Annotated in this window: 25 protein-coding genes and 2 pseudogenes; 4 read left to right on the top strand and 23 right to left on the bottom strand. The window is 42.9% G+C overall.

Annotated elements, in window-relative coordinates; all coding sequences use genetic code 11:
* Position 1: 1 nt before the first annotated feature.
* From ACHUFA_RS09055 to rlmB, 5 genes are all read right to left on the bottom strand, one after another.
* Positions 2 to 475, bottom strand: a complete 474-nt coding sequence (locus tag ACHUFA_RS09055) for a hypothetical protein (protein ID WP_222347803.1) — start codon at positions 473 to 475, stop codon at positions 2 to 4.
* Positions 472 to 954, bottom strand: a complete 483-nt coding sequence (locus ACHUFA_RS09050; protein ID WP_394405640.1) for a hypothetical protein — start codon at positions 952 to 954, stop codon at positions 472 to 474. The genes ACHUFA_RS09055 and ACHUFA_RS09050 overlap by 4 nt, the downstream gene beginning before the upstream one ends.
* 169 nt (positions 955 to 1,123) lie before the next feature.
* The gene (locus tag ACHUFA_RS09045) at positions 1,124 to 1,984 is read right to left on the bottom strand and encodes a DegV family protein (RefSeq protein ID WP_222347801.1); all 861 of its coding nucleotides are present in this window, start codon (positions 1,982 to 1,984) and stop codon (positions 1,124 to 1,126) included.
* The gene (locus ACHUFA_RS09040) at positions 1,974 to 2,498 is read right to left on the bottom strand and encodes an NYN domain-containing protein (protein WP_222347800.1); all 525 of its coding nucleotides are present in this window, start codon (positions 2,496 to 2,498) and stop codon (positions 1,974 to 1,976) included. The genes ACHUFA_RS09045 and ACHUFA_RS09040 overlap by 11 nt, the downstream gene beginning before the upstream one ends.
* Positions 2,498 to 3,226 (bottom strand): 23S rRNA (guanosine(2251)-2'-O)-methyltransferase RlmB, encoded by a 729-nt coding sequence (gene rlmB / locus ACHUFA_RS09035; protein WP_222347799.1) that lies wholly within the window; start codon positions 3,224 to 3,226, stop codon positions 2,498 to 2,500. Before rlmB ends, ACHUFA_RS09040 begins: the two co-directional genes overlap by 1 nt.
* Positions 3,227 to 3,302: 76 nt before the next feature.
* On the opposite strand from rlmB, the gene ACHUFA_RS09030 reads away from it, so the two are divergent.
* Complete coding sequence (locus ACHUFA_RS09030; protein ID WP_222347798.1) at positions 3,303 to 4,265, top strand: aromatic acid exporter family protein; 963 nt, start codon at positions 3,303 to 3,305, stop codon at positions 4,263 to 4,265.
* 34 nt (positions 4,266 to 4,299) lie between these two features.
* Here ACHUFA_RS09030 and ACHUFA_RS09025 read toward each other — a convergent pair whose 3' ends face one another.
* From ACHUFA_RS09025 to pnp, 11 genes and pseudogenes are all read right to left on the bottom strand, one after another.
* Complete coding sequence (locus ACHUFA_RS09025; protein ID WP_222347797.1) at positions 4,300 to 5,433, bottom strand: ABC transporter ATP-binding protein; 1,134 nt, start codon at positions 5,431 to 5,433, stop codon at positions 4,300 to 4,302.
* Positions 5,434 to 5,732: 299 nt separating this feature from the next.
* Positions 5,733 to 5,981, bottom strand: coding sequence for an NUDIX hydrolase (locus tag ACHUFA_RS09020; RefSeq protein ID WP_394405637.1), 249 nt, complete (start codon positions 5,979 to 5,981; stop codon positions 5,733 to 5,735).
* Positions 5,953 to 6,096, bottom strand: coding sequence for a hypothetical protein (locus ACHUFA_RS09015; protein WP_222347795.1), 144 nt, complete (start codon positions 6,094 to 6,096; stop codon positions 5,953 to 5,955). Before ACHUFA_RS09015 ends, ACHUFA_RS09020 begins: the two co-directional genes overlap by 29 nt.
* Positions 6,097 to 6,114: 18 nt before the next feature.
* Positions 6,115 to 6,969 carry a helix-turn-helix domain-containing protein gene (locus ACHUFA_RS09010; RefSeq protein WP_222347794.1) on the bottom strand — a complete coding sequence of 285 codons (855 nt, stop codon included), beginning with the start codon at positions 6,967 to 6,969 and terminating at the stop codon, positions 6,115 to 6,117.
* 17 nt (positions 6,970 to 6,986) lie between these two features.
* Positions 6,987 to 7,391 carry a Mini-ribonuclease 3 gene (locus tag ACHUFA_RS09005; protein WP_394405635.1) on the bottom strand — a complete coding sequence of 135 codons (405 nt, stop codon included), beginning with the start codon at positions 7,389 to 7,391 and terminating at the stop codon, positions 6,987 to 6,989.
* Entirely contained in the window at positions 7,384 to 8,727 is a 1,344-nt protein-coding gene (gene cysS / locus ACHUFA_RS09000; RefSeq protein ID WP_222347792.1) for a cysteine--tRNA ligase, read from the bottom strand. The genes ACHUFA_RS09005 and cysS overlap by 8 nt, the downstream gene beginning before the upstream one ends.
* A gap of 1 nt (position 8,728) precedes the next feature.
* The gene (locus ACHUFA_RS08995) at positions 8,729 to 8,902 is read right to left on the bottom strand and encodes a hypothetical protein (protein WP_394405633.1); all 174 of its coding nucleotides are present in this window, start codon (positions 8,900 to 8,902) and stop codon (positions 8,729 to 8,731) included.
* Entirely contained in the window at positions 8,886 to 9,104 is a 219-nt protein-coding gene (locus ACHUFA_RS08990) for a hypothetical protein (protein WP_222347790.1), read from the bottom strand. The genes ACHUFA_RS08995 and ACHUFA_RS08990 overlap by 17 nt, the downstream gene beginning before the upstream one ends.
* Positions 9,101 to 9,855 (bottom strand): annotated as a pseudogene (locus tag ACHUFA_RS08985) (nucleoside phosphorylase). The gene ACHUFA_RS08990 and the pseudogene ACHUFA_RS08985 overlap by 4 nt, the downstream one beginning before the upstream one ends.
* A 12-nt stretch (positions 9,856 to 9,867) precedes the next feature.
* Positions 9,868 to 10,491: a serine O-acetyltransferase gene (cysE, locus tag ACHUFA_RS08980; RefSeq protein ID WP_222347789.1), complete on the bottom strand. Its 624-nt coding sequence runs from the start codon at positions 10,489 to 10,491 to the stop codon at positions 9,868 to 9,870.
* 58 nt (positions 10,492 to 10,549) lie between these two features.
* Positions 10,550 to 12,775 carry a polyribonucleotide nucleotidyltransferase gene (pnp, locus tag ACHUFA_RS08975; protein ID WP_394405631.1) on the bottom strand — a complete coding sequence of 742 codons (2,226 nt, stop codon included), beginning with the start codon at positions 12,773 to 12,775 and terminating at the stop codon, positions 10,550 to 10,552.
* A gap of 190 nt (positions 12,776 to 12,965) precedes the next feature.
* Here pnp and ACHUFA_RS08970 point away from each other — a divergent pair, with 190 nt between their 5' ends.
* Positions 12,966 to 13,493 (top strand): GNAT family N-acetyltransferase, encoded by a 528-nt coding sequence (locus tag ACHUFA_RS08970; protein ID WP_394405629.1) that lies wholly within the window; start codon positions 12,966 to 12,968, stop codon positions 13,491 to 13,493.
* Between the two features lie 31 nt (positions 13,494 to 13,524).
* Here ACHUFA_RS08970 and ACHUFA_RS08965 read toward each other — a convergent pair whose 3' ends face one another.
* Positions 13,525 to 14,097, bottom strand: a complete 573-nt coding sequence (locus tag ACHUFA_RS08965) for a hypothetical protein (protein ID WP_394405627.1) — start codon at positions 14,095 to 14,097, stop codon at positions 13,525 to 13,527.
* A 734-nt stretch (positions 14,098 to 14,831) separates the two neighbouring features.
* Here ACHUFA_RS08965 and ACHUFA_RS08960 point away from each other — a divergent pair.
* Positions 14,832 to 15,338 (top strand): hypothetical protein, encoded by a 507-nt coding sequence (locus ACHUFA_RS08960; protein ID WP_394405625.1) that lies wholly within the window; start codon positions 14,832 to 14,834, stop codon positions 15,336 to 15,338.
* Positions 15,339 to 15,490: 152 nt separating this feature from the next.
* Here ACHUFA_RS08960 and rpsO read toward each other — a convergent pair whose 3' ends face one another.
* From rpsO to ACHUFA_RS08930, 6 genes and pseudogenes are all read right to left on the bottom strand, one after another.
* Complete coding sequence (gene rpsO, locus ACHUFA_RS08955; protein WP_024391455.1) at positions 15,491 to 15,760, bottom strand: 30S ribosomal protein S15; 270 nt, start codon at positions 15,758 to 15,760, stop codon at positions 15,491 to 15,493.
* Between the two features lie 204 nt (positions 15,761 to 15,964).
* Positions 15,965 to 17,242, bottom strand: a complete 1,278-nt coding sequence (locus ACHUFA_RS08950; protein WP_222347783.1) for a uracil-xanthine permease family protein — start codon at positions 17,240 to 17,242, stop codon at positions 15,965 to 15,967.
* 435 nt (positions 17,243 to 17,677) lie between these two features.
* Positions 17,678 to 18,187 (bottom strand): hypothetical protein, encoded by a 510-nt coding sequence (locus ACHUFA_RS08945; protein ID WP_002942154.1) that lies wholly within the window; start codon positions 18,185 to 18,187, stop codon positions 17,678 to 17,680.
* 402 nt (positions 18,188 to 18,589) lie between these two features.
* Positions 18,590 to 19,318, bottom strand: coding sequence for a pseudouridine synthase (locus tag ACHUFA_RS08940; protein WP_394405656.1), 729 nt, complete (start codon positions 19,316 to 19,318; stop codon positions 18,590 to 18,592).
* Positions 19,319 to 19,405: 87 nt separating this feature from the next.
* Positions 19,406 to 19,765, bottom strand: a pseudogene (locus ACHUFA_RS08935) (GNAT family N-acetyltransferase); the annotation flags it as partial.
* 273 nt (positions 19,766 to 20,038) lie between these two features.
* On the bottom strand, positions 20,039 to 21,178 hold the full coding sequence (locus ACHUFA_RS08930; RefSeq protein ID WP_394405621.1) for an MFS transporter: 1,140 nt from the start codon (positions 21,176 to 21,178) through the stop codon (positions 20,039 to 20,041).
* A gap of 116 nt (positions 21,179 to 21,294) precedes the next feature.
* On the opposite strand from ACHUFA_RS08930, the gene def reads away from it, so the two are divergent.
* Positions 21,295 to 21,912 carry a peptide deformylase gene (def, locus tag ACHUFA_RS08925; RefSeq protein ID WP_394405619.1) on the top strand — a complete coding sequence of 206 codons (618 nt, stop codon included), beginning with the start codon at positions 21,295 to 21,297 and terminating at the stop codon, positions 21,910 to 21,912.
* Positions 21,913 to 21,979 lie beyond the last annotated feature (67 nt).

Raw genomic sequence — 21,979 nt, 5'->3', positions numbered from 1 at the left:
ACTAGTCCTCCTCTTCTTTTTTATCAAGATATTTACGGCAGACTAGGGAGAAGCCGGTCACCATCAAAGATAGACTTAAAGCCAGCATCATTCCTGTCTCACCATAGGAGAAAAATTCTTTCCAATTAAATTTAGTCATTGCAGGGTCAAATAAGCTAAAGACAGTCATTGCTATCCCATATAGAAAAGCAAATAAACCAAACCATTTTCCAAAGCGACCAAATCGCTTAAAACGATTGTCAACAAGTGGGTGCGCCCCTTTCAATATGGCATAGGACGTCTGAAGACAGATACCTCCCCAAAAGGCAATCGAAATCATAAACCCAGCTGAAACCACATTTGCCAAAAATCTCAGGACAAAGAAGCTTAACCACAAGATAAAAATTGTGAACCAAAACCCATATTTGTAACTCTTTAAGACAAATTGCTGCTGGCGCTCGTCAAAAACTACTCCTTGACTCTCTTTCTTTTTCATTCTTCTCCTCCTTTTTCTGCAATCTTTTTATAGAAGATGACTGCCAATATGGAGGCAAAACCGATCGCAATCAGTAAATTCAAGCCCCCACTTTCTTCCGAAAAAGTTCCATCTAGCAGTCTACTAATACCAAGACCGGCATTCAAGACCATAACCACTGACAGGAGTAGGATATAGGAAGAACCTTTTTGTTGAAAGCCAAAATAAGCATCGTGCAAAATGGCATAGGAGGCATAAACTACTGCTCCAACCATAATGGTTAACATAGCCACTCCTCGTAAGCTCAATTGTTCTGCTACGAAATCAGCTAGTAACATGATGGCAACATTTGTAAATAATATTGCGAAAGTCGCGCATTTATAGCCACGGTTACGATACATTTCTTGCCGTTCATCGTATTTTAACTCTTTTTGAGCTCGACGATAGGCAACTGTAAAGCCAAGTACCAAAGCTACTAACATTCCTAAAGAGAAAAACATAAGTTTGACCTCACCTTCATTTATTTGCTTATATTGTATCTCTCCAATAGATTTTTGTCAACTATGTTTAACATTTTGTTTTGATTATTTTTCAAAATAGACTATTAACCAAGCATCAACTCAATTGAAGAACTGTCTGAAACCATAAAAAAGAAACCTTTTCGGTTTCTTAGCGATTTGTCTGTGCGATAGAAAAAATAGCCAAACAGCCCGTTCCTACGTGAGTCGAGATAACTGGTCCGATATGTTCTATCAAAACTTCCTCTACTTGCGGATGTTCTAAGAGGGCCGTTTTCACATCTTCTGCAGCTGCCCAATCTCCTGTATAAGAGACCATGACACGCGGTTCAGCCAGTTCCATCAAGCTAGAAGTAATCAATTCCTTCACCGCTTTTTTGCGTCCACGAACCTTGCCAAAAGCTTCCAATTTCCCCTCAGCAGTGACCGTAATCAGAGGTTTAATATTCATGAGACCACCAACCATGGCAGACGTCTTGCTCAAACGCCCACCACGCACCAAGTGCTGCAAATCATCTACCATGACATACGAACGCACCCTAGGAGCTAGCTCTGTCAAATAGTTCACCGTCTCTTCCAAAGACATGCCTTGGCTACGCGCCTCAACTGCCTTCATGACCAAAAGCCCTTGTCCCAAAGTCGCTGCTCGCGTATCAAAAACTTCAATCACTGCCTCAGGATAATCTTCTAAAATCATATCACGCGCAATGAGGGCACTCTGATAGGTTCCAGATAAACCTGAAGAAAAGGCTAAATAGAGAATGGGCTGACCTGCTTCCAGTTCGCGACGAAAAGCCGTCTCAAATTGACCAGCATTGATTTGACTAGTGGTTGGTAGACCACCCGCAGCCATTTTTTCCAACAGAACTGGGGCTGTAATACGGTCATCTCCCACTGTTTGGTAAGCAATCCCGTCCAATTCTAAAACCATTCCTAGCTGACTGACACCCTGTTCTTCCAACCATTGTGGTGACAGGTCTGCTGTCGAGTCAGTCATCAACTTAAAGGTCATCTCTCATCTCCTTCATCATTTTTTCTAAAGCTTGTAAATTTCCCTCTGACCAGGGATTTAATCTAGGGGTGTATAATTCTGTTCGGTCTACAAAGAGATTTAATTCCTTTTTCACATTGGAGACACGCTGTTCCAATTCACGTGCAGACACCCGCAAGGCGCCTTGTGAGAAGACCACCCACTGTTCATTGAGGTCACTGGTCGCAACGGATACGGTTAAGTGCGAGGTATTGAGTTCTGCACTCATTCGCTCAATATAAGAGTCAGCTGTCTCATCTTCTTCTGTAAAAATAACCGTTACATTAAATTCATCATAGCGCTGGCGCAAGCCTGGTACATGCTGGGCATCAAAAACACAGATGACTTCAATTTTTTCAAAAGAGGCATAATTGGACAGTTTGTTAAGCAAAATATTCCTTGCCTGGTCCAATTTTCCCTGCTTAAAGGCTTGCTTAGTAGACTGCCAAAAAGCAATCATATTGTAGCCATCTACTAGTAAAATCTTTTCTTTCATCAAATTTTATTTCGAAATACTTCGTACATGAGAACAGCTGCCGCAACGGAAGCATTGAGACTTTGGACATGCCCCTTCATAGGAATGGTAATCATCTCATCAACCTGTTTTTTGATATTAGCCGAAATTCCTTTTCCTTCATTACCAATAATCAGCGCCAACTTGCCAGCTGTATTCCACTTGTAACTTGGTGTGCCATTCATATCTGTCCCGAAAATCCAGAAACCAGCTTCCTTGAGCTTATCGAGGGTTTGGCTGAGATTGGTTACTCGGGCGATTGGGACATGGGCCACCGCACCTGTGGAAGTCTTAGCCACAACGGGCGTCACGCCAACTGCTCGGTGCTTGGGAATGATGATGCCCGCTACCTGAGTGGCATCTGCGGTCCGTAAAATCGAGCCGAAGTTGTGGGGGTCTGTCAGCCCGTCCAAGATGAGAATGAGGGGATTATCTTCCTGCTCTGCCTTTTCCAAAATATCTCCAAGCTCCGCATAGGCGAACTCAGATACCCGCAAGACAAAACCTTGGTGAACTGCACCTTCTGTCATCTCAGACAGAGTTTTCTTAGGGGTCCAAGAGATAGACACCTTCTTCTCCGTCGCCAAGTTCTTAATTTTTTCTACATTTTTTCCGCGCAAATCATCCTGAATATAGAGCTTGTTGCCAGTGTTGGCCTCCAAACTCTCTACCACAGCATGCACGCCATATACGATATCATTATGTTCCATGCTTTCATTATAGCATAGAAGAGAACGTCTTTTCGGATTTATGATACAATATTTTTATCACTTCCAGGAGATTTTTATGCCTATTCTTGACCGTACTATCAAACTGATACTTGCAACCGTCCTTTCTATCTACTTGGCACAATGGTTGGGACTGACCTATGCCACTTCTGCAGGGATTATTGCCATATTGAGCGTCCTTGACACTCGCAAGTCTTCCTTAAAAATGGCTGGTAATCGTCTTTTTTCAACCCTTCTAGCCCTAGCTATTGCCTGGCTGACCTTTTTCCTATTAGGATTTGACTTTTGGACACTGGCTATCTACCTAGCTATCTATGTGCCACTAGCCTATCATTATGGCTGGGAGGCCGGCATTGCCCCTTCAACAGTACTGGTCACCCATCTGCTCTTGGAGAAGGATATTTCTTTGGCTCTTTTGGGAAATGAGCTAGCGCTGTTTTTGATTGGGGCAGGGTTAGCACTTGTCTGCAATATCTACATGCCTTCCCAAAACAAAAAAATCCAAAACTACCATCAACAAGTAGAAGATCTGCTCAAACAAATTCTCCACCGCTTTGAAACATTTTTACAAGACGGCGACGGGCGCAACGATGCCCAACTGATTAACCAACTGGACCAACTGCTACAAGAAGCCTTATTTGTTGTCTATCTGGATCGCCACAACCAGCTCTTCAACCAGACCAACTACCAAGTCCATTACTTTGAAATGCGGGCTAGTCAAAATAAAATCCTCCGCCGCATGGCCAGTAGCATCAATCATTGCCGTTTGGAAGGACGAGAAAGTATTATTTTAGCCAGCCTATTCCAGCGAACGGCCCAGCAACTGAGCCAAGAGAATCCAGCCTACGAACTCTTGGTAGACATTGACCTCTTCCACCAGACCTTCCGTGAGCGGCCACTGCCACAAAGCCGACAAGAGTTTGAAACACGCGCCACCCTCTTCCAACTCCTCCATGATATGGAAGAATTTATCCGCTTGAAGGTCGAATTTTATGAAACTTATCGTGATGACTGGATGTAAAAAAAGGAACTCGAAAGTTCCTTTTTTGTTTTGATTAAACGATTGCTTTGCTTGTTTCGTCGTCGAAGAAGTGTGCTTTGTTAAGGTTGAATGCCAATTTAACATGCTCACCTGGACGGTGGAAGTCACGCGCATCTACACGAGATACGAATTCAGTGTCGCCAACTTTGCTGTAAAGCATTGTTTCTGCACCAAGCAATTCAGATACGACAACTTCTGCTGTAATCACGCTATCTGGGTATGTTTCCAATTCCAAAGCTGAAGCTTTGATGTCTTCTGGACGGATACCAAGTGTGAATGATTTACCATTGTAACCTTTGTCTTCCAATTGTTTGCGACGACCTTCTGGCAATTTCACTGAGAAGCTTGAGCCGCTTGACAAAACGCCATCTTGCAAAGTAACTGGGAAGAAGTTCATAGCTGGGCTACCGATGAAGCTTGCTACGAATTTATTAACTGGTGAGTTGTAGAGTTCTTCTGGTGAACCGATTTGTTCGATACGACCGATAGTACCTGTACCAGCTTCGTTTTTAGTTGCTGACATGATAACGATACGGTCAGCCAAAGTCATAGCTTCTGTTTGGTCGTGGGTTACATAGATAGTAGTTGCCCCGATACGACGGTGGATTTTAGCAATTTCAGTACGCATAGATACACGAAGTTTTGCATCCAAGTTTGACAAAGGCTCATCCATCAAGAATACTTTTGCATCACGGACAATCGCACGACCCATGGCAACACGTTGACGTTGACCACCTGAAAGGTCAGCTGGTTTACGTTGCAAGAATTCAGTCAAACCAAGGATTTCAGCTGCTTCTTCAACACGTTTTTTGATTTCATCTTTGCTGTATTTACGCAATTTAAGACCAAAGGCCATGTTATCGTAAACAGTCATGTGTGGGTAAAGAGCGTAGTTTTGGAAAACCATGGCAATATCACGATCTTTAGGTGCCACATCATTCATGAGAACATCGTCGATGTATGCTTCACCTTCTGTGATGTCTTCAAGACCCGCAATCATACGAAGAGTAGTTGATTTACCACAACCTGAAGGACCTACGAATACGATAAATTCCTTGTCTTTGATGTCCAAGTTGAAGTTTTCTACTGAATAGTGCTCGCTGTTTGGATATTTTTTGTAAATGTTTTTAAGATTAAGTTGAACCATGTCAAAACTCCTTTTAATTTCTATGGTTTTATTGTAAATGAAAACGCTTTACAATACTATGGCAGACTGACCAATTCTTGAAAGCGTTTTTGTGCAAGTTGACGAAATCAAAAGCACCTGTCTAAACATGCGCTTCGTCGCTATTCAAAATAGGACTCGTGCAAGAGCAATTCCAAGACCTTAGCCTCTCTCAAACATTGACGAATCATAGGGGCTATCCGCCACGGAACGATTTTTTGCAATGGCCTGATGCGGATATACAAAGACAAGGCGATAACCTTCCTCGCTCTCATAACTATCTAAATTTTGAGCAAAATAAACTCCTGCGCTTGGCAAAGATAGTCAAAATTATCCTGAATAAAACACTGGTCTTGATCATGAAGACTCCGCAAAATCCGATGAACATAGCCATACACTTCTACGGTTTCTTCTTGAATGACCAGACCCGTTTCTTCCAGAGTTTCCCGCTTCAAGGCTTGGAGGATACTTTCCCCTTCTTCAATGCCACCATCAGGAAACTTATAATAATCGTACTTGGTACTTGGCACTATGCACCATAGCAACTTTTCCATCAGAAATGATAATACTTCTAGCAGAATTCCGTACATAGGTACGAGTACAGTCTTGGTAATCTTTCTTATCCATTTCAAACAGCAGTCTCATCATCAGCCTCCATTTTTCCTAAAACAACTCATGCAAAATCAAACTATAACAGAGAGTTAAATCTGTCAATTCCTTGAGTTGAAGTCCTGTCAGTTCATGCCATTTGTCCAGTCGATATTGGAGGGTATTGCGATGAAGATAGAGCTTTTGAGCAGCCTTGGTCACCACAGCTGACTCTTCCCACAAAGCAAGAATAATATCCTTCAACTGGTCCTGCTCTGCAATCAACTTACTCAACTCTTGCGCCAAAATTGGAGACATTTCTCCCTTGCTCTGCGCCCAAAGATAAAGTTTACTGAAAGTCAATACCGTACTTTGGTTGAAGTCTTCTTGCCACTTGTTAAAAAGATTTCGTTCCGCTTGAAAGAGGGCAGGCCAATTTTCCTGTGCAGAATAGTGCCAGATTTGTCCTAGGAAAAAGGATAAACGGACATTAAAGTCGATTTCTAAAGCCTGGATACTCTCCGTCAAAATCTCTCTGGTATCCATTTCCTGTCCTTGATGAAGAACAAAGATCAATTCGCCAGGTGACAGACGAAAATGGCTGACTGCATTAGGTAAAAGGTCCACCATCATATCCAGCCAATCAGCAGAATCCTCTTTCCAAACACGAACATGCAGAAATTGGACCTTGTCTAAAAATTGGGGAATATTTCCCTTTCTAGCCAGTAGGTAATCTGACCAGGGACTGGACGGATAGGGATTTTCTGGCATGACAAGCAGAGTCAAGATAGCCTGTTCTCGGTCTGTCAACTGAGCAGTTTCAAGTTCCAACCACTTACCGTCAGGCAGAGACAGATAAGAGTGCTCTGCTAGGTTCTTCTTTTCCTTTACCAGTTTTGCCCCAGGAAACAAGTTCTCCAAGTCTATCATAGGTATTCCTTTCCAGATTAGTTTTCCTTACGGTCTTCCACTTGGGCGATACACCAGGCTATCAGCTCCTCCAGACGCTCGGTCTGCTCGGTCATATGGAGGTAGCCCATGACCGCTTCAAAGCCCGTCGACATCTTGTAAGTGATGACGTCCGTATTTTTAGCCTTGGTGTGGCTGCTAGCATTGCGCCCGCGTTTGTAGATTTCTTCCTCTTTTTCGGTCAAAAGCTGCGCTTCCAACATAGCATTGACTAGCATTGCCTGTGCCTTGGCTGACACATACTTTGTCGCCAAGCGGTGCAATTGATTGGGCTTGGTCTGCCCTTGAAAAATCAAGTGACGTCTGATATAGAGCGAATAAACGGCGTCCCCTTCGAAAGCAAGGGCAATACCGTTGATAAGATTGACATCTAACTTAGTCACGCGTCCACCTCACGCCATCTTTGGTATCCAAGAGTTTGATGCCCTGCGCAGCTAATTGATCACGGATAGCATCTGCCTTCGCAAAATCACGATTGGCACGCGCTTCTTGGCGTTCAGCGATCAATTTTTCAATCTCCGCATCCAACACTTCTTCCGCAAATACAATCCCAAAAACTTCTAAAATAGCCGCAAATTGTGCTTTGATCTCTGCACTGTAATTGCCAGAATTTATCCATTTTGCCATTTCAAAAACAACGGTAATCCCGTTTGCCGTATTGAAATCCTCATCCATGGCTGCCACAAATTTCTCTTGCAAGGCTTGGAAAGCTGCTTCATCAACTCCCTCAGAAAATGGCTGTTCATAGGCATTTTTCAGATATTTGAGATTGATTTCTGCGTCATGAATGGCTTTTTCAGTAAAGTTAATGGGCTTGCGGTAGTGCTGGGTTGCTAGGAAAAAGCGTAAAATCTGTCCGTCAATGGTTTTCAGAGCATCATGAACTGTCACAAAATTGCCCAGCGACTTAGACATTTTTTCATTATCCACATTAACAAAGCCATTGTGCATCCAGTAATTAACAAATTTATGACCTGTCTTGGCTTCCGATTGGGCGATTTCATTGGTATGATGTGGGAATTCCAAATCCGCACCACCACCGTGAATATCAATCGTATCACCCAAAATTTCTGTCGCCATCACCGAGCACTCGATGTGCCAACCAGGACGACCTCGCCCCCAAGGACTTTCCCATGACACTTCACCTGCCTTGGCTGATTTCCAAAGGGCAAAGTCCAGGGGATTTTCCTTACGAGCTGTTTCCTCATCCGTCCGCCCGCTGGCCCCCATAACCAAATCTTCCAGAGACTTATTGGCTAACTTGGCGTAATCCTGTGATTTTTCAACGCGGAAGTAAACATCGCCCTGTGCTTCATAAGCAAAACCTTTGTCAATCAAATCCCCTACAAAACGGATAATATCATCCATGAAGTCAATCACACGCGGATTGCGAGTCGCAGGCTTAATGCCCAAAGCCGCCGTATCTTCCATGAAAGCTGCAATATACTTGTCCGAAAAATCCTTGGTAGACATGCCAGCTTCTACAGCACCCTTGATAATCTTATCATCTACATCCGTAAAGTTGGAAATGTAGGTCACATCAAAACCACGGTATTCAAAATAACGACGAATGGTATCAAAAGCCACCGCTGAACGACCATTTCCCACGTGAATATAATTGTAAACCGTTGGTCCGCAAACGTACATCTTGACCTTATTTTCCTCAATAGGGACAAAATCTCGCAGACTCCGCGTCATGGTATCATAAATTTTAATCATCTTATTTCCTTTTTTTGTAAAATTTCAGGTACATGGTACATGCCCAAGTAATAGCCAAGAGCCCTGCCAAAACTGCCAACATGTAGTCCTGCTCCATGGCATGATGAATGGATAAGAAGGTTCCTAAAAGGACAATAATTCCCATACCGTAGGGACTTTTACTTAAATTTTTCATCTTTTCTCCTCAGATTTTCATAGTTGTTTCGGTCATTTTTATAAGTCTTATAGACTCTTCGACTGGTCTCAAATAATGTAATCGCAATACAAATTCCTGTAAAGAAATCCCCCTTTAACATATCTTTGACAGCATAAAAGCCCATCATGACTGCACATACGATATAGAGGGGCAGTAACAGAGTCCTAAGCTTACTATTCATTCCAATTCTCCTGCAATTTTCAGTGCAATATCAAAGAAGGTCAGCAAGTCTTCTTCCTCGTGTCCTGTCCGTTTGTCCCAGCCATTTTCGTGGTCTACATAGTCCGAGGTGTAAAAGAAGTGATAGACCTCTTTTTGGCGAAATTGGGCCCAAGCCGCAACCGATGCCACTCCATGTCCACTACCTGACAGCCCATAGCCTTGCGCCGATCTACCTTGGCAGGTGTTTCACGGAAAAAAGCATCTGTCGTCCAAGCCTTGGTCTGCACATGCGCAATCCCGTGCTTGTGTAAAATCTGCGCAAATTTCTTCAAATATTCAGGGGTATAACCAATCTCATCTGAAGCAGGGGCATAGTGATAGGAAATCCCCTCATCACGAACAGAAGATGTCGGTAGAATAATCTTATTGGTCTCCAAACTTCCGTCCAAGACACCACAGGTCCCAAAGATAATAAAATTCTTGAAGCCCGTAGCCTGCAATTCTTCCAGACTACCAATCAGGGCTGCTCCACCAAGTAACGCCTTGAAAACCGCTACCTTCTGACCATCCTTTTCATAGATATACCAAGGTTGTTTGCCGTTGATATTGGACTTATAGCCACCATAGCGAACATAGTCTAAACTACTAATTTTATCAAATAGTTTCCCAGAAAAAGGGAGAATAATGGTATCACAAATTTCTTTCGCAACCGCATCTGAATACTCTGGTTCAATGACCGCTGGCCCATCTTCAAATTCTTCTAAAATCATAGGCGAGCCTTTCTACAAGTGGGAGGAATCCATACTGGCATAACGGGCTTCTTCCAACTTGGAAGTATAGTAGCGCTCCTTGCGCTCTTCCTCAATCTGATGATTAACCAGCTCATCCTTTTTCCCATGAACACGGACCACCTTGGCTGGAATGCCTACAACTGTGACTTGTGGCGGTACGTCTGCCACCACAACTGCAGAAGCCCCAACCTTAGCTCCCTCACCAATCTCAATGGGACCGATAACCTGAGCATGGGCAGAGACCAAGACACCTTTTCGGATTGTCGGATGCCGCTTGCCAACATCTTTTCCAGTTCCTCCCAGCGTCACGCCATGATAGAGCAGAACACCCTCTTCGATTACTGCGGTTTCTCCAATAACAAGACCGGCTCCGTGGTCAATGAAAACTCCACTAGCAATCTCAGCGCCTGGATGAATTTCAATCTGGGTCCAAAAACGCCAAAACTGGCTATGCATCCGCGCCAACAGTTTGAGATTGTGTTTCCATAAGAAATGAGAAAGGCGGTGGGCAGCCAAAGCTTTGACACCTGGATAGGTCAAAAGCACCTCCAGCGTCGTACGCGCAGCCGGATCATTTTCTTTGACAATATTGATTGTATCTTTCCACCAACCCATTTTCTCACCTCATTTATAAAGAGAGAAGGCTAAGGTTTACGCCCTGCCTTTTCTCTTTTTATTTTTCTACTTTGTGGATTTTGAATTCACTAAAGCCTTTTTCTTCTTTTTTGTCATGTGAGAGACGTAGGCGGTCTTGTTTGTCACCACGGTCACGTTTCTCACGTTTTTCTTCTGTATAGCCTTCTGGTTTTGGAAGAAGAACTTTCATAGACGCATCAACACGGCCTTTTTCATCAATTTTCATGACCTTAACATCTACTTCATCACCTATCTCAACCAAATCTTCTACACGGTTTGTGCGCGCCCAAGCCATTTCAGAGATGTGTACAAGAGCATCTGTCTTGTCAAAGAGGTTGACAAAGGCACCAAATTTCTCGATACGAACAACTTTTGCCTTGTAAATTTCACCGACCTTGGCTTCACGCACCAAGCCAGCAATGATTTCTTTAGCACGTTCAATGGCATCACGGTCACTAGAGTAGATAGATACATTTCCTTCTTCATCGATGTCAATCTTAACGCCAGTTTCTGCGATAATCTTGTCGATGGTTTCGCCACCTTTACCGATGACAATCTTAATCTTGTCTACATCAATCTTAATCGTATCAATCTTCGGTGCAGTTGGTGCCAAATCAGGACGAACCGCTGGAATCGTTGCTTCAATCAAGTCAAGGATTTCAAAACGAGCTTTCTTGGCTTGAGCAAGGGCTTCTTCCAAGATTTGTGGTGTAATTCCGTCAATCTTGATATCCATTTGAAGAGCTGTAATCCCGTCACGCGTACCGGCAACCTTGAAGTCCATATCGCCAAAGTGATCTTCCAAACCTTGGATATCTGTAAGGACTGTGTAGTTGGTACCATCTGAAATCAGACCCATGGCAATACCAGCAACAGGAGCCTTGATTGGCACACCACCAGCCATAAGGGCAAGTGTGCCCGCACAGATAGAAGCCTGTGAAGATGAACCATTTGATTCCAATACTTCTGCTACTAAGCGGATAGCATATGGGAATTCTTCCAAGCTTGGCAAGACTTGTTCGAGAGCACGTTCACCAAGAGCACCGTGACCAATTTCGCGACGACCTGGCGCACCGTAACGACCAGTTGAACCCACTGAATATTGTGGGAAGTTGTAATGGTGCAAGAAGCGTTTTTTGTACTCATCGTCCAAACCATCGATGATTTGCGTTTCACCCATTGGTGCCAAAGTCAATACTGACAAGGCTTGAGTTTGTCCACGTGTGAAAAGACCTGAACCATGAACTTGTGGCAAGAAGTCTACTTCTGCATCAAGCGGACGAATTTCATCTACACGACGACCGTCAGGACGAACCTTGTCCTCTGTAATCAAACGACGCACTTCCGTGTGTTCCATGATTTCCAAGATTTCAGCTACATCACGCATAATGCGGTCGTGCTCTTCATGATCGGCATAACGTTCTTCGTAAACGGCTGTGACCATATCACGGACTGCATTTGTTGCGTCTTCACGCGCCAATTTTTCTTCCACTTGAACAGCTTTTTGAAGATCAGTATTGTAAGCAGCTACGATTTCGGCCTGCAATTCTGGGTCAACTTGCAAGAGTTCTACATCTGCTTTTTCTTTCCCAACAGCTGCTACGATTTGGTTTTGGAATTCCAAGAGTTCTTGAATGGCTGCATGACCTTTCAAGAGGGCTTCCAACATGATGTCTTCTGACAATTCTTTGGCACCTGATTCTACCATGTTGATAGCTTCCTTGTTACCAGCGACAGTCAATTCCAAAAAGGAAGCAGCTTGTTCTTCTTGAGTTGGGTTGATGATAAATTCACCGTTGACATAGCCAACTTGAACGCCAGCGATTGGACCGTTAAATGGAATATCTGAAATAGCAAGTGCCAATGATGAACCAAACATAGCTGCCATTGGTGCTGAAGCGTCAGCATCGTAAGAAAGAACCGTGTTGATGACTTGCACTTCATTGCGGAAACCTTCTGCAAACATTGGACGGATTGGACGGTCAATCAAACGAGCTGTTAAGGTCGCATCTGTTGACGGACGACCTTCACGTTTCATCCAACCACCTGGGAATTTACCAGCGGCATACATTTTTTCTTCGTAGTTGACTTGCAATGGGAAGAAATCACCAGTTGCCATTTTTTTAGACATAACAGCAGCTGTGAGGACAGTTGAGTCACCGTAACGTACGACAACAGCACCATTTGCTTGCTTGGCAACTTGACCAGTTTCTACAACTAATTTCTTACCAGCAAAGACCGTTTCAAAAACTTGTTTTGACATGAATTTTCTCCAAAATTTTATTTTACGGGTTTTTACAAAGTTCAAGAAAGAAACCTTCTTTCCTCAGCTTTGCAACAACCACGTATAAGCACTATTTTATCATATTTTAGGCTTAAAAGGAAAAGTTAAAAAACTTTTTGACAAGAAAATCCACTTCTGCTATACTACTAAAAAATCTAGGAGGTGACGGATGGAAAACTTATTACTTGTTGCACCAAGTTTGGACTTTGCAGATCAAATCTCTGCTTACAAATCTGCTTTTGCTGGAGAACACCTCCACGGAGGCAGTCGTTTGCAGGAAATGGACTCTCTAACTGACTGGTTAGCACATTTGGAAAGAGAATCCTCCTACGCCACCTGCCGTCCCAATCGCTCGCCGTCTTCCACTTTTCTCTGTATTCGGGAGTCGGACCAAAAAATGGTGGGCATTGTCAACATCCGCCACGATATCAAGCAGGAATTTCTACTCCATATCGCAGGACATATTGGCTATTCTATTCACCCTGATGAACGTCGAAAAGGCTACGCGACAGAACAACTGCGCCTAGCCTTGGAAGAATGCCGAAAATTTGGCTTAGAACGCGTCCTTGTCACAGCAGCTGACTGGAATATCGGTTCACAGAAGACCATTCTCGCTAACGGCGGTGTCTACGAAGATAGCCGACTGGACGAAAGCGACGGCGACCTAATGCTGCGTTATTGGATTGATATAAAATAAACCGTTGGAAATTCTATTCCAACGGTTTATTTTATATCATTTTATATTGATTTGTTCGTATTTGCGAATCTTTGCGAATCATTTTTTCAACGTAAGTTTTAATAACTTGTGGTTCACGCATAAACACTACTATATATGGTGCTTCTGGGCTTTTTCCTGTTTTCTTTTTAAAGGCTGCAAATTCATCCAGGCCCCACTTACGTACTTGTTGCACATCAAATTTCTCATTAAAAGCAACTCCGCTATATGGATAAGCTGATACAGGAGCAGACATTTCTTGTTTAAATTGTTCTGTCTTGACAGCATTCTTCACTTCCGTCAATTTTTTGAATGCTTCTACTTTTTTATTTTCCACCTCTGATACAAGTTTCGCTGAGGCAATAGTTGCATAGAGTTCCGTTACTTGAGGCAATTTCTTCAAAGCTACTTCTCGCTCTTCATTAGTTGCAAAACGCAAACTTACAATTTCACCGTACACGATAGTGTACTCTTTATTCATTGGATCCAAAGCAGCTACTTTAGCAAGGTCTAATTCACGTTCATCTTTATCAGCAATCACAATTTCGTTTTTCTTTTCTTCTGCATGTGATGTTGCAGTTGTCATCACTGTTGCTGACAAGATCCCGAGTGCACATAAGCTAGCAATAATTAAATTTTTTTCATTTTTTGATTCCTTTTCTTTAATCGTTATCTCCTAATGTCATTAGATAACTTCTACAGTCTACCACATTCTGTCCACAAAAAAGTATCTGTCTGCATTCTTTAGTAATCTTAATAATGGAAGAAATTCTTCCATATTGTGTTAATTTATCCTGTTCAGAACAAACTAAAAAAGAGAATGTTTTTTCATATCCTTTGATAATTTGAATTATTTCACTCTAAAACTAGTATTGTCAACAAAATATTTATAAACCAAATATAAAATTTTTAACATAAAGAAAAAATAAATACCAGCATAAAGTAATACAAAATGAGGCCGTTTCCATATAAATCGTCTTAATTTTTGCCTGAGAGTCGTTTAGAATGCAAATGTCTCTTGTGAAGCAAGCGGTTTGTAGCCGAGTTTCAAAACAGAGGCGCTCGTTATTCATATCATAAACATACATAAGGAGAGGATTGTGAAAAAGCACCACCAAGCCTGCCACTACCTCGGCATTCGCTCTGGTGAGGATTCCGTAAAGAATTTGAACAGACTCTTTACTAGCTGCCCTTTACGTTTGCAAACAATTATCGAACATTCTTAGAGGAACTCCAAACTTTCTCCTCTAGGAAACACACAGACTGGTAGATAGACGCTACCAAATCAACGTATACCAATTATTTTTAAGGAGAATTTCTATGCTAAACATCACTTCATTAACATCTGCAAAAACTACTAAAGCACTCATACTTGCAGGTCTTGCTTCCCTTTCACTAATGGCAGCTTCAACTGCTTTAGCAGACAGCTACTTCCCAGAATATAATGATACTAACGTTAACTACCAAAGTCGTATTGCTGGTTTCTTGGCAACTCGTGGTGAGGGGGCCTTGGAAGACCTTCAAGAATTGGACGTACAATCTTACCAGTTCCACATTCCAACATTCGATGCATTTGCTGAAAAAATATCTTTTAAAACCTATACTCCGCAAGACAATCCACGCTATCCAAGTCGCCTCGGAGGATATATCGCAACTCGTGGTGAAGAAGCGCTTGAAGATCTTAATGAAGATTTCGCCACTTACACACCTAGCGACAAATCACATTACCCAAGCCGTTTGGGAAGCTACATTGCTTCTCGTGGATACGAAGCCTTGAATAATGTAGAATTGTTCCAAGAACTTGAACGCCTTTCAAATTCAAAGTAAGAAAATAGCCAGTTTACAAAGCTATTTCCACACACCTTTCTCATATATAACTCATCAATAAAAAAATGACTCCCGCCATCTAGTATGTAGTGGGAGTTTTTTAGACGACAAAAAAGACTTGGAAGAGCTCCAAGTCTTTGGGAATCGCCAGATTAACGACGAAGTCCAAGTGAGTTGATTAATTCGCGGTAACGGTTAACGTCTGTACGGCGAAGGTAAGCCAACAAGTTACGACGACGACCGATTTTTTTCATCAAACCACGGTATGTAGCGTGGTCTTTTTTGTGTTGTTTGATGTGGTCGTTCAAGTGGTTGATTTCCCAAGTAAGTACAGCTACTTGTACTTCAACTGAACCAGTGTCGCCTTCATGACGAGCGTATTGCGCCATGATTTCATTTTTTTTCTCTTTTGAGATTGCCATGAGTATTTCTCCTTTGTATTTGAGCTGCATCCGAGTGGCAGGTTGGCATATCCCGCGACCAAGACGAGCTAGATTTGTCCTTCTGGACCTCATTTATTCTATCAAGGATTGTCTTTTTTGTCAACTGATTTGAAAACTAGCTGAGTAGCTCTGCTATTTTCAAAAAAAGCCAGCCGAAGCTGACTTTCTGCTTGTATATCACATTTACTCAGCCTTTTCTGCTTTTGGCAAGATAAGATTGAGGATAATACCTACAATGGCTGAGAGGGCTGTACCTGAAAGGGTGATGGCACCGATGTTGAGAACTGCTCCACCAAGACCCAATACCAGCATTGAGCTTGCAATAATCAGGTTGCGGACTTGACCGAAATCAACTTGGCGCTCAATCAAGACCTTAAGACCGTTGCTGGCGATAACGCCGTAGAGGAGGATAGACATACCACCTAAAACTGCACTCGGAATCGTTGAGATAAGAGCTGTAAATTTACCCAAGAATGAGAAGGCAATGGCAATCAAGGCTGCATTACGGATAACGGATACTGATGCGATGCGAGTCATACCGATAACCCCTGTATTTTCACCATAAGTCGTGTTAGCAGGTCCACCGATAAAGGCAGATACAGCAGTCGCCACACCATCACCAATCAATGTACGGCTGAGGCCTGGATCTTTCAAGAACTGGCGGCCGCAGATTTGGCTGAGAACGGTGTGGTCACCGATATGCTCAGCTACTGTTACAACAGCAATTGGTAAGATAGCAATCATTTCTGGACCGAAGTAGAAATTGTACGACTTGAAGGCACCTGTTTCAAATGGTAGGTAGAAACCTGGTAATTCAAACCAAGCTGCTTCCAAAACGGGTGTGAAGTCAACCAAACCAAGACAGAGGGCAATCACGTAACCACCGATGATGGCAATCAAGAAAGGAACAATCTTGGCAAAGCCTTTCCCTTTGGTATTGACAAAAGCCGCAATCAAGAAGGTAGCAATAGCCGCAACGACATTTCTCCAGTCACCGTCTGCGACAAAGCCTGCTGAAGTCACCGCAGAGTTGGCAAGACCGAGACCAATGACAATAATCATCGGACCGATGACAATCGGTGGCAAGAGGGTATCAATCCACTTAGTACCGATAACTTTAACAAGTGCAGCAATCGAGACATAAATCAAGCCGACAAAGAGAATACCTGTCTGCGCAGCTGACACATCGCCTCCCATTTCCTTGATAGCAAGTGCCATGGCTGAGATGTAGGCAAAGGATGAACCCAAGTAAACCGGAACTTTAAACTGGGTTGCCACTTGGTAAATCAAGGTTCCGACACCTGATGCAAAGAGAGCCACGGAAACTGGCATACCGAGAATCAGTGGCACCAAGATTGTCGCTCCGAACATAGCGAACACGTGCTGGAAACTCAACAAAATCCCTTGAAGCGGTGCTGGTTTCTCATGGACATCAAACAAAAGATTGGCTTTTGTACTCATAAATCTCCCATTCCGGGTACACAAAAAGACCCAGACTTTCTAAATATACATAGTCATAGGCCCTTAATAATTTTTCCTGTTGTCTTTCTCACCTCACGGGATGAGTTTAAAAACCTACGCTTTTGGTATTGTAACATAAGCCCTTACTTTTGGCAAGGAATTTTGTAAATTTTTATTTTTTAGGAAAATGGCAGAGCGGGGAGCTGAACTGCTTATTATTACTCCATTTCTTCTTCCAACTCTTTTTACACACGCGCTAACTTTAAACGAAGATTTTTCATGCCATAGCCGTCCTCCTGTGCATTTTTATAATTTTATTACACACTATATTTTCTATTTTGAAATATATATCTTGCATTTTATTTAATTTTTTTAACAAAAAAAGAAGACAATATTGCCTTCGTAATATACGTACATATTCAGGTATTGCTCTCCCTACTCCACACTCTTAATCCGTTTCTTAATCTTCTGGCTAAACTCAATCATTCTCCGCTTTTCCTCCGGCCAGATTTTGGTCACGCGGTCAACAGCAATTATGAAGATGATTACCGCAGCATAGTCCTTGGCTTTTTCAATCAGACCAACACTTTCAGCAACTACTAAAAGTAGATAGAATGTGAATAAAATAGTTCGTTTGGGTAACGCCATCAAAAACTCAATCCCTGCCTTATAGCCCAGATAAATCTGCCGATTAAGCCCTTTGGCCTTTTCCAAACGACGATTGAGAAAGGCACGAATCCGCTTGTAAAACCAATCCGAAGTTAGAAAAAGTGATTGGGCACCAATTACAATCAAAGAAACATTATTGGCATGTTCTTCCTTAAGCCCTAGCGCTCTAGTCACAACATAGGTCCAATCACCATTATCAATACAGATAAAAATAGTAAAGTAAACAACCGCTCCCGCTACTATAACAAGGGGAAGGGCACGGATATATTTCAACATATAATAACCTCTCTTGGACAAATCTTAGAACCTATATTCATAAACAAAGTGTTCTTATGCAAGACATCGTTTTTGCTCATCAAGGCAATTTTTTGAAGGAATACTTGACTCTATCATCATTTAGTTTCACTTTATTGCTTCGACGAGTAAAAAGCTCCTGTGGCTGTTTTCGCCTACCACCTAATTGGTCAGGAATCTCCTTTCCTTATCTCCACCTTCAAACACTCCAATGGAAGCGATGAACTGTGAACACAGGTTCTTATATATATTGTAATATGTTATACCAAGTACGGTCAAGCAGGGGCTAGAATTTCAGATACGACAACTGTACATCCTTAGCATTTTTTACTTACCCCAAAAAGAAAAAGACCTCCAATCGGGAGCAAGTCTTTTCTATTTTATCTACAATTCCACACCAAAGACTTCTAATTGCTTTAATTCGGCAGCAGTCAACCTGCGGTATTCTCCAAGCGCTAATTTTGGATTTAAGCGAAGAGGCCCCATGGTCAATCGTTGCAAGTCTGTCACCGTCTTTCCACAGGCCTGCACCATGCGTTTGACCTGGTGAAATTTTCCTTCTCGGATGGTGATGTCAACGAGCGAGGTCTGCTTAGCTTCATCTGTAGAGAGGATGGTCAACTGGGCTGGCTGACAGGTAAAATCTTTCAGTTCAATTCCTGCCGCAAATCGTTCGACATCCTCTTGGGTCATGATCCCGTCAACCTGTGCACGGTAGAGTTTATCAACATGCTTTTTCGGAGAAAGCATGGCATGAGCCAGCTGACCGTTGTTGGTCAAGAGGAGCAAGCCATGGGTATCGATGTCCAAGCGTCCAACTGGAAAAACTTCCTTCTGGCGAGCTGTATTATCTAGCAGGTCCAAGACAGTCCGATGGTGGTCATCCTCGGTGGCTGATATGACACCCTTGGGCTTGTTCAATAGATAGTAAACAAAAGTTTCATGACTCAAGACCTGACCCGCTACAGCAATCTGGTCCATCTTTTCATCAATCTGCTGTTTTGGGGAGGTTTCTACTTGGCCGTTGACTGTGACTTGCTTGCTTTTCAGAAGTTTCTTGACTTCTGTCCGACTACCAACACCGCAATCCACTAAAAATTTATCTAATCGCATACTAGTTTTTTTCTCCATTTTTACAAAATCATAATGCCCACCATTTGTTGCTTGGACATAGGTAGCTACTTCTGAAAATCCTACATGGGCATACAATTTTCTGGCACGCTCATTGAAAGCTGCTACAGATAAGACTAGCTTTTGACAGTTTGAAACATTCGCCTTGATATGGTTTTCAATGGTCTGATAGAAAACTGCTCCATGACCTTGTCCTGTCCAGCTCGGTTTCATCCCGAGACCTAACTCTACTTGATTTTCTGAAATCTCTAGACAAAAATAGCCCATTAGCTCACCATTTCGGATGACAGCGAAATAACGATCTCCACGCGCTTCAGGCGAAATCAACTCCGCATAATCTTCTGCATCAGCCCGTGCATCATAAAAATCGAAAGGAGCTGGATAGGTCCAGTCAGCAATCTCCAAGGCCAACTCCTGGTCCAAGGGCATGACGTAAAAATAATCCATCCGTCGAAAGCTCTTGACCAGATTCTTAATCCGACGACCTTGCACACCAATCTTATCCGTCTGGTAAACATAGTCGACATAGCCCCGTTGATAAGCAGGAATCATCTTCTTAAAAATGACCTGAACATCTTCAGGAAAGCGGAGCAACAATTGTCCAACACGATTATTTTCTAGCATACCATTCTCCATTTCTGTCCTCATTATAACAAAAAGATAGAAGATTTTCTCTCCTATCTTTTAATTTTCTTACTTTTCTCATTTTTTGAAAAATAGCAGAGCTCCTAAGAGGAGGCAAGTCAGACCCAAAAAGCTAAATATCCAGAGCCCGCTAGTCGAAACCATTCCCAATAGTTTCAAAACATAGGGGGACAATGCCGAACCAAAATTACAGCCTAACAAGACCAAGGCAGTCGCCGAATTGAGCAAGCCAGCCGGCACTTCTACCGATAAACCATGGAAAATCGCTGTTAGGATAATAGAGTAGAAAAATCCCGTGCCGATTGCTGATAGGCCAATGAGAAGCAAGGTCGGTGAAACAGCTAGTCCCAATAAAGACAGGCCCAAACCAGCCAGACCAGCTCCTAACAAGCGCCCTTGAAAACGAGCCAAAAGTGGCGCAAAACCCAAACCCGAAACAATTCCAATCAACTGCTGCCCACTCAAAATCACACTGGCATCAGAAGATGTTCCCAGATGTAAGCCTGTTACCAAAAGTGGCACCCGCAAGCTGATTGCCGAGTTTATGGTAATAGTCCAAGCACAAATCAAAGCCATGGCTAGAGCCAGCCGCAAGATGACTGGGCTGAGCTTCTCAGTTAGCCCCTCTTCATCCAACTCAGCCTTTTCAATCTCCACCTTGGGAACAAAAAACAAATAGGCACATAAGATGACGAGGGCAAATCCATAAATTAGAAAGGCCGCATTCCATTGGATTTTAATGGCTTGTCCTACCAACAAGGTTAGAAAGGCTGACCCTACCACTTCAGCTGAGCCACGTAAGCCCAACATCCGCACCCGCTCTTGCCCCGAAAAACGCTCACTAATAATAGAAATAGCCTTAGCATTGATCATACCAGTTCCCACACCGAAAAACATACGTGAAATCAAAATCGGTAAATAATAGGGAACAAAAAACGGCACCAATCCCGCCACTGTCATGGTCAATAGGCCTGTCACAATTATCTGGCGCTCACTAAAGAAACGCGTTAAAAGCCCATTTGCTAACAGTGTCAAAATAACAAAAAAGGAGGGCAGGGAGATCAATAATTCTACCTGATCAGGCAAGTAACCCTTAAAATAATCCAACATGAGTGGTAAGGCTGAAGAAATCGAATAGGACGAAATCAACATGAAGGACAGGGATAAAAGGCTCAGTTTTTCGAGACGACATGACATGGTTTTTCCTTACTAGTTTTAGTTTTTACTAGTATACCATACTTAACTCAAAAGATGGACAAACTTTCATTCTAGCGCCATTCGTGGTATACTTAGGAAAAAGATAAGGAGAAGATATGACTGCAATTGAAAATTTGATAAAAGCTAGCCACTTGATTGATATGGATGATATTATTCGCGAAGGCCATCCAATCCTACGTGCAGTAGCTGAGGAGGTTTCCTTCCCCCTTTCAGATGAACATATCATCTTGGGTGAAAAAATGATGCAATTCCTCAAGCATTCGCAGGATCCTGTGATGGCTGAAAAAATGGGCTTGCGCGGAGGTGTTGGACTAGCAGCACCGCAGATTGACGTTTCCCGTCGTATCATTGCGGTACTGGTTCCAAATCCTGAAGACGAAAATGGCAACCCACCGAAACAAGCCTATGCTCTCCAGGAAGTGATGTACAATCCTAAAATTGTGTCCCACTCTGTCCAAGAAGCGGCGGTTGAAGGCGGCGAAGGCTGTTTATCAGTTGACCGCGAAGTACCCGGCTACGTTGTCCGCCATGCGCGTGTTACGGTAGAATACTTTGACAAGACAGGTCAAAAACACAAAATCAAACTCAAAGGATTTAACGCTATCGTCGTTCAACATGAAATCGACCACATCAATGGGATTATGTTCTACGACCGCATTGATCCGCAGCATCCCCTAGTCATCAAAGAGGGACTCTTGATCATCGAGTCATAACCACCCGTGAAAACGGGTGGCTTGTACACCGGCTGTAAGCCGTTAGTCTCCAGCAGCGTCTCAAGAC

Origin of the sequence: Streptococcus hepaticus (genome assembly GCF_043656315.1) — a bacterium.
GTDB classification, from domain to species: Bacteria; Bacillota; Bacilli; order Lactobacillales; family Streptococcaceae; genus Streptococcus; species Streptococcus hepaticus.
The sequence above is the reverse complement of the archived record's forward strand: the minus strand, read 5'-3'. Positions and strand labels throughout refer to the sequence as shown.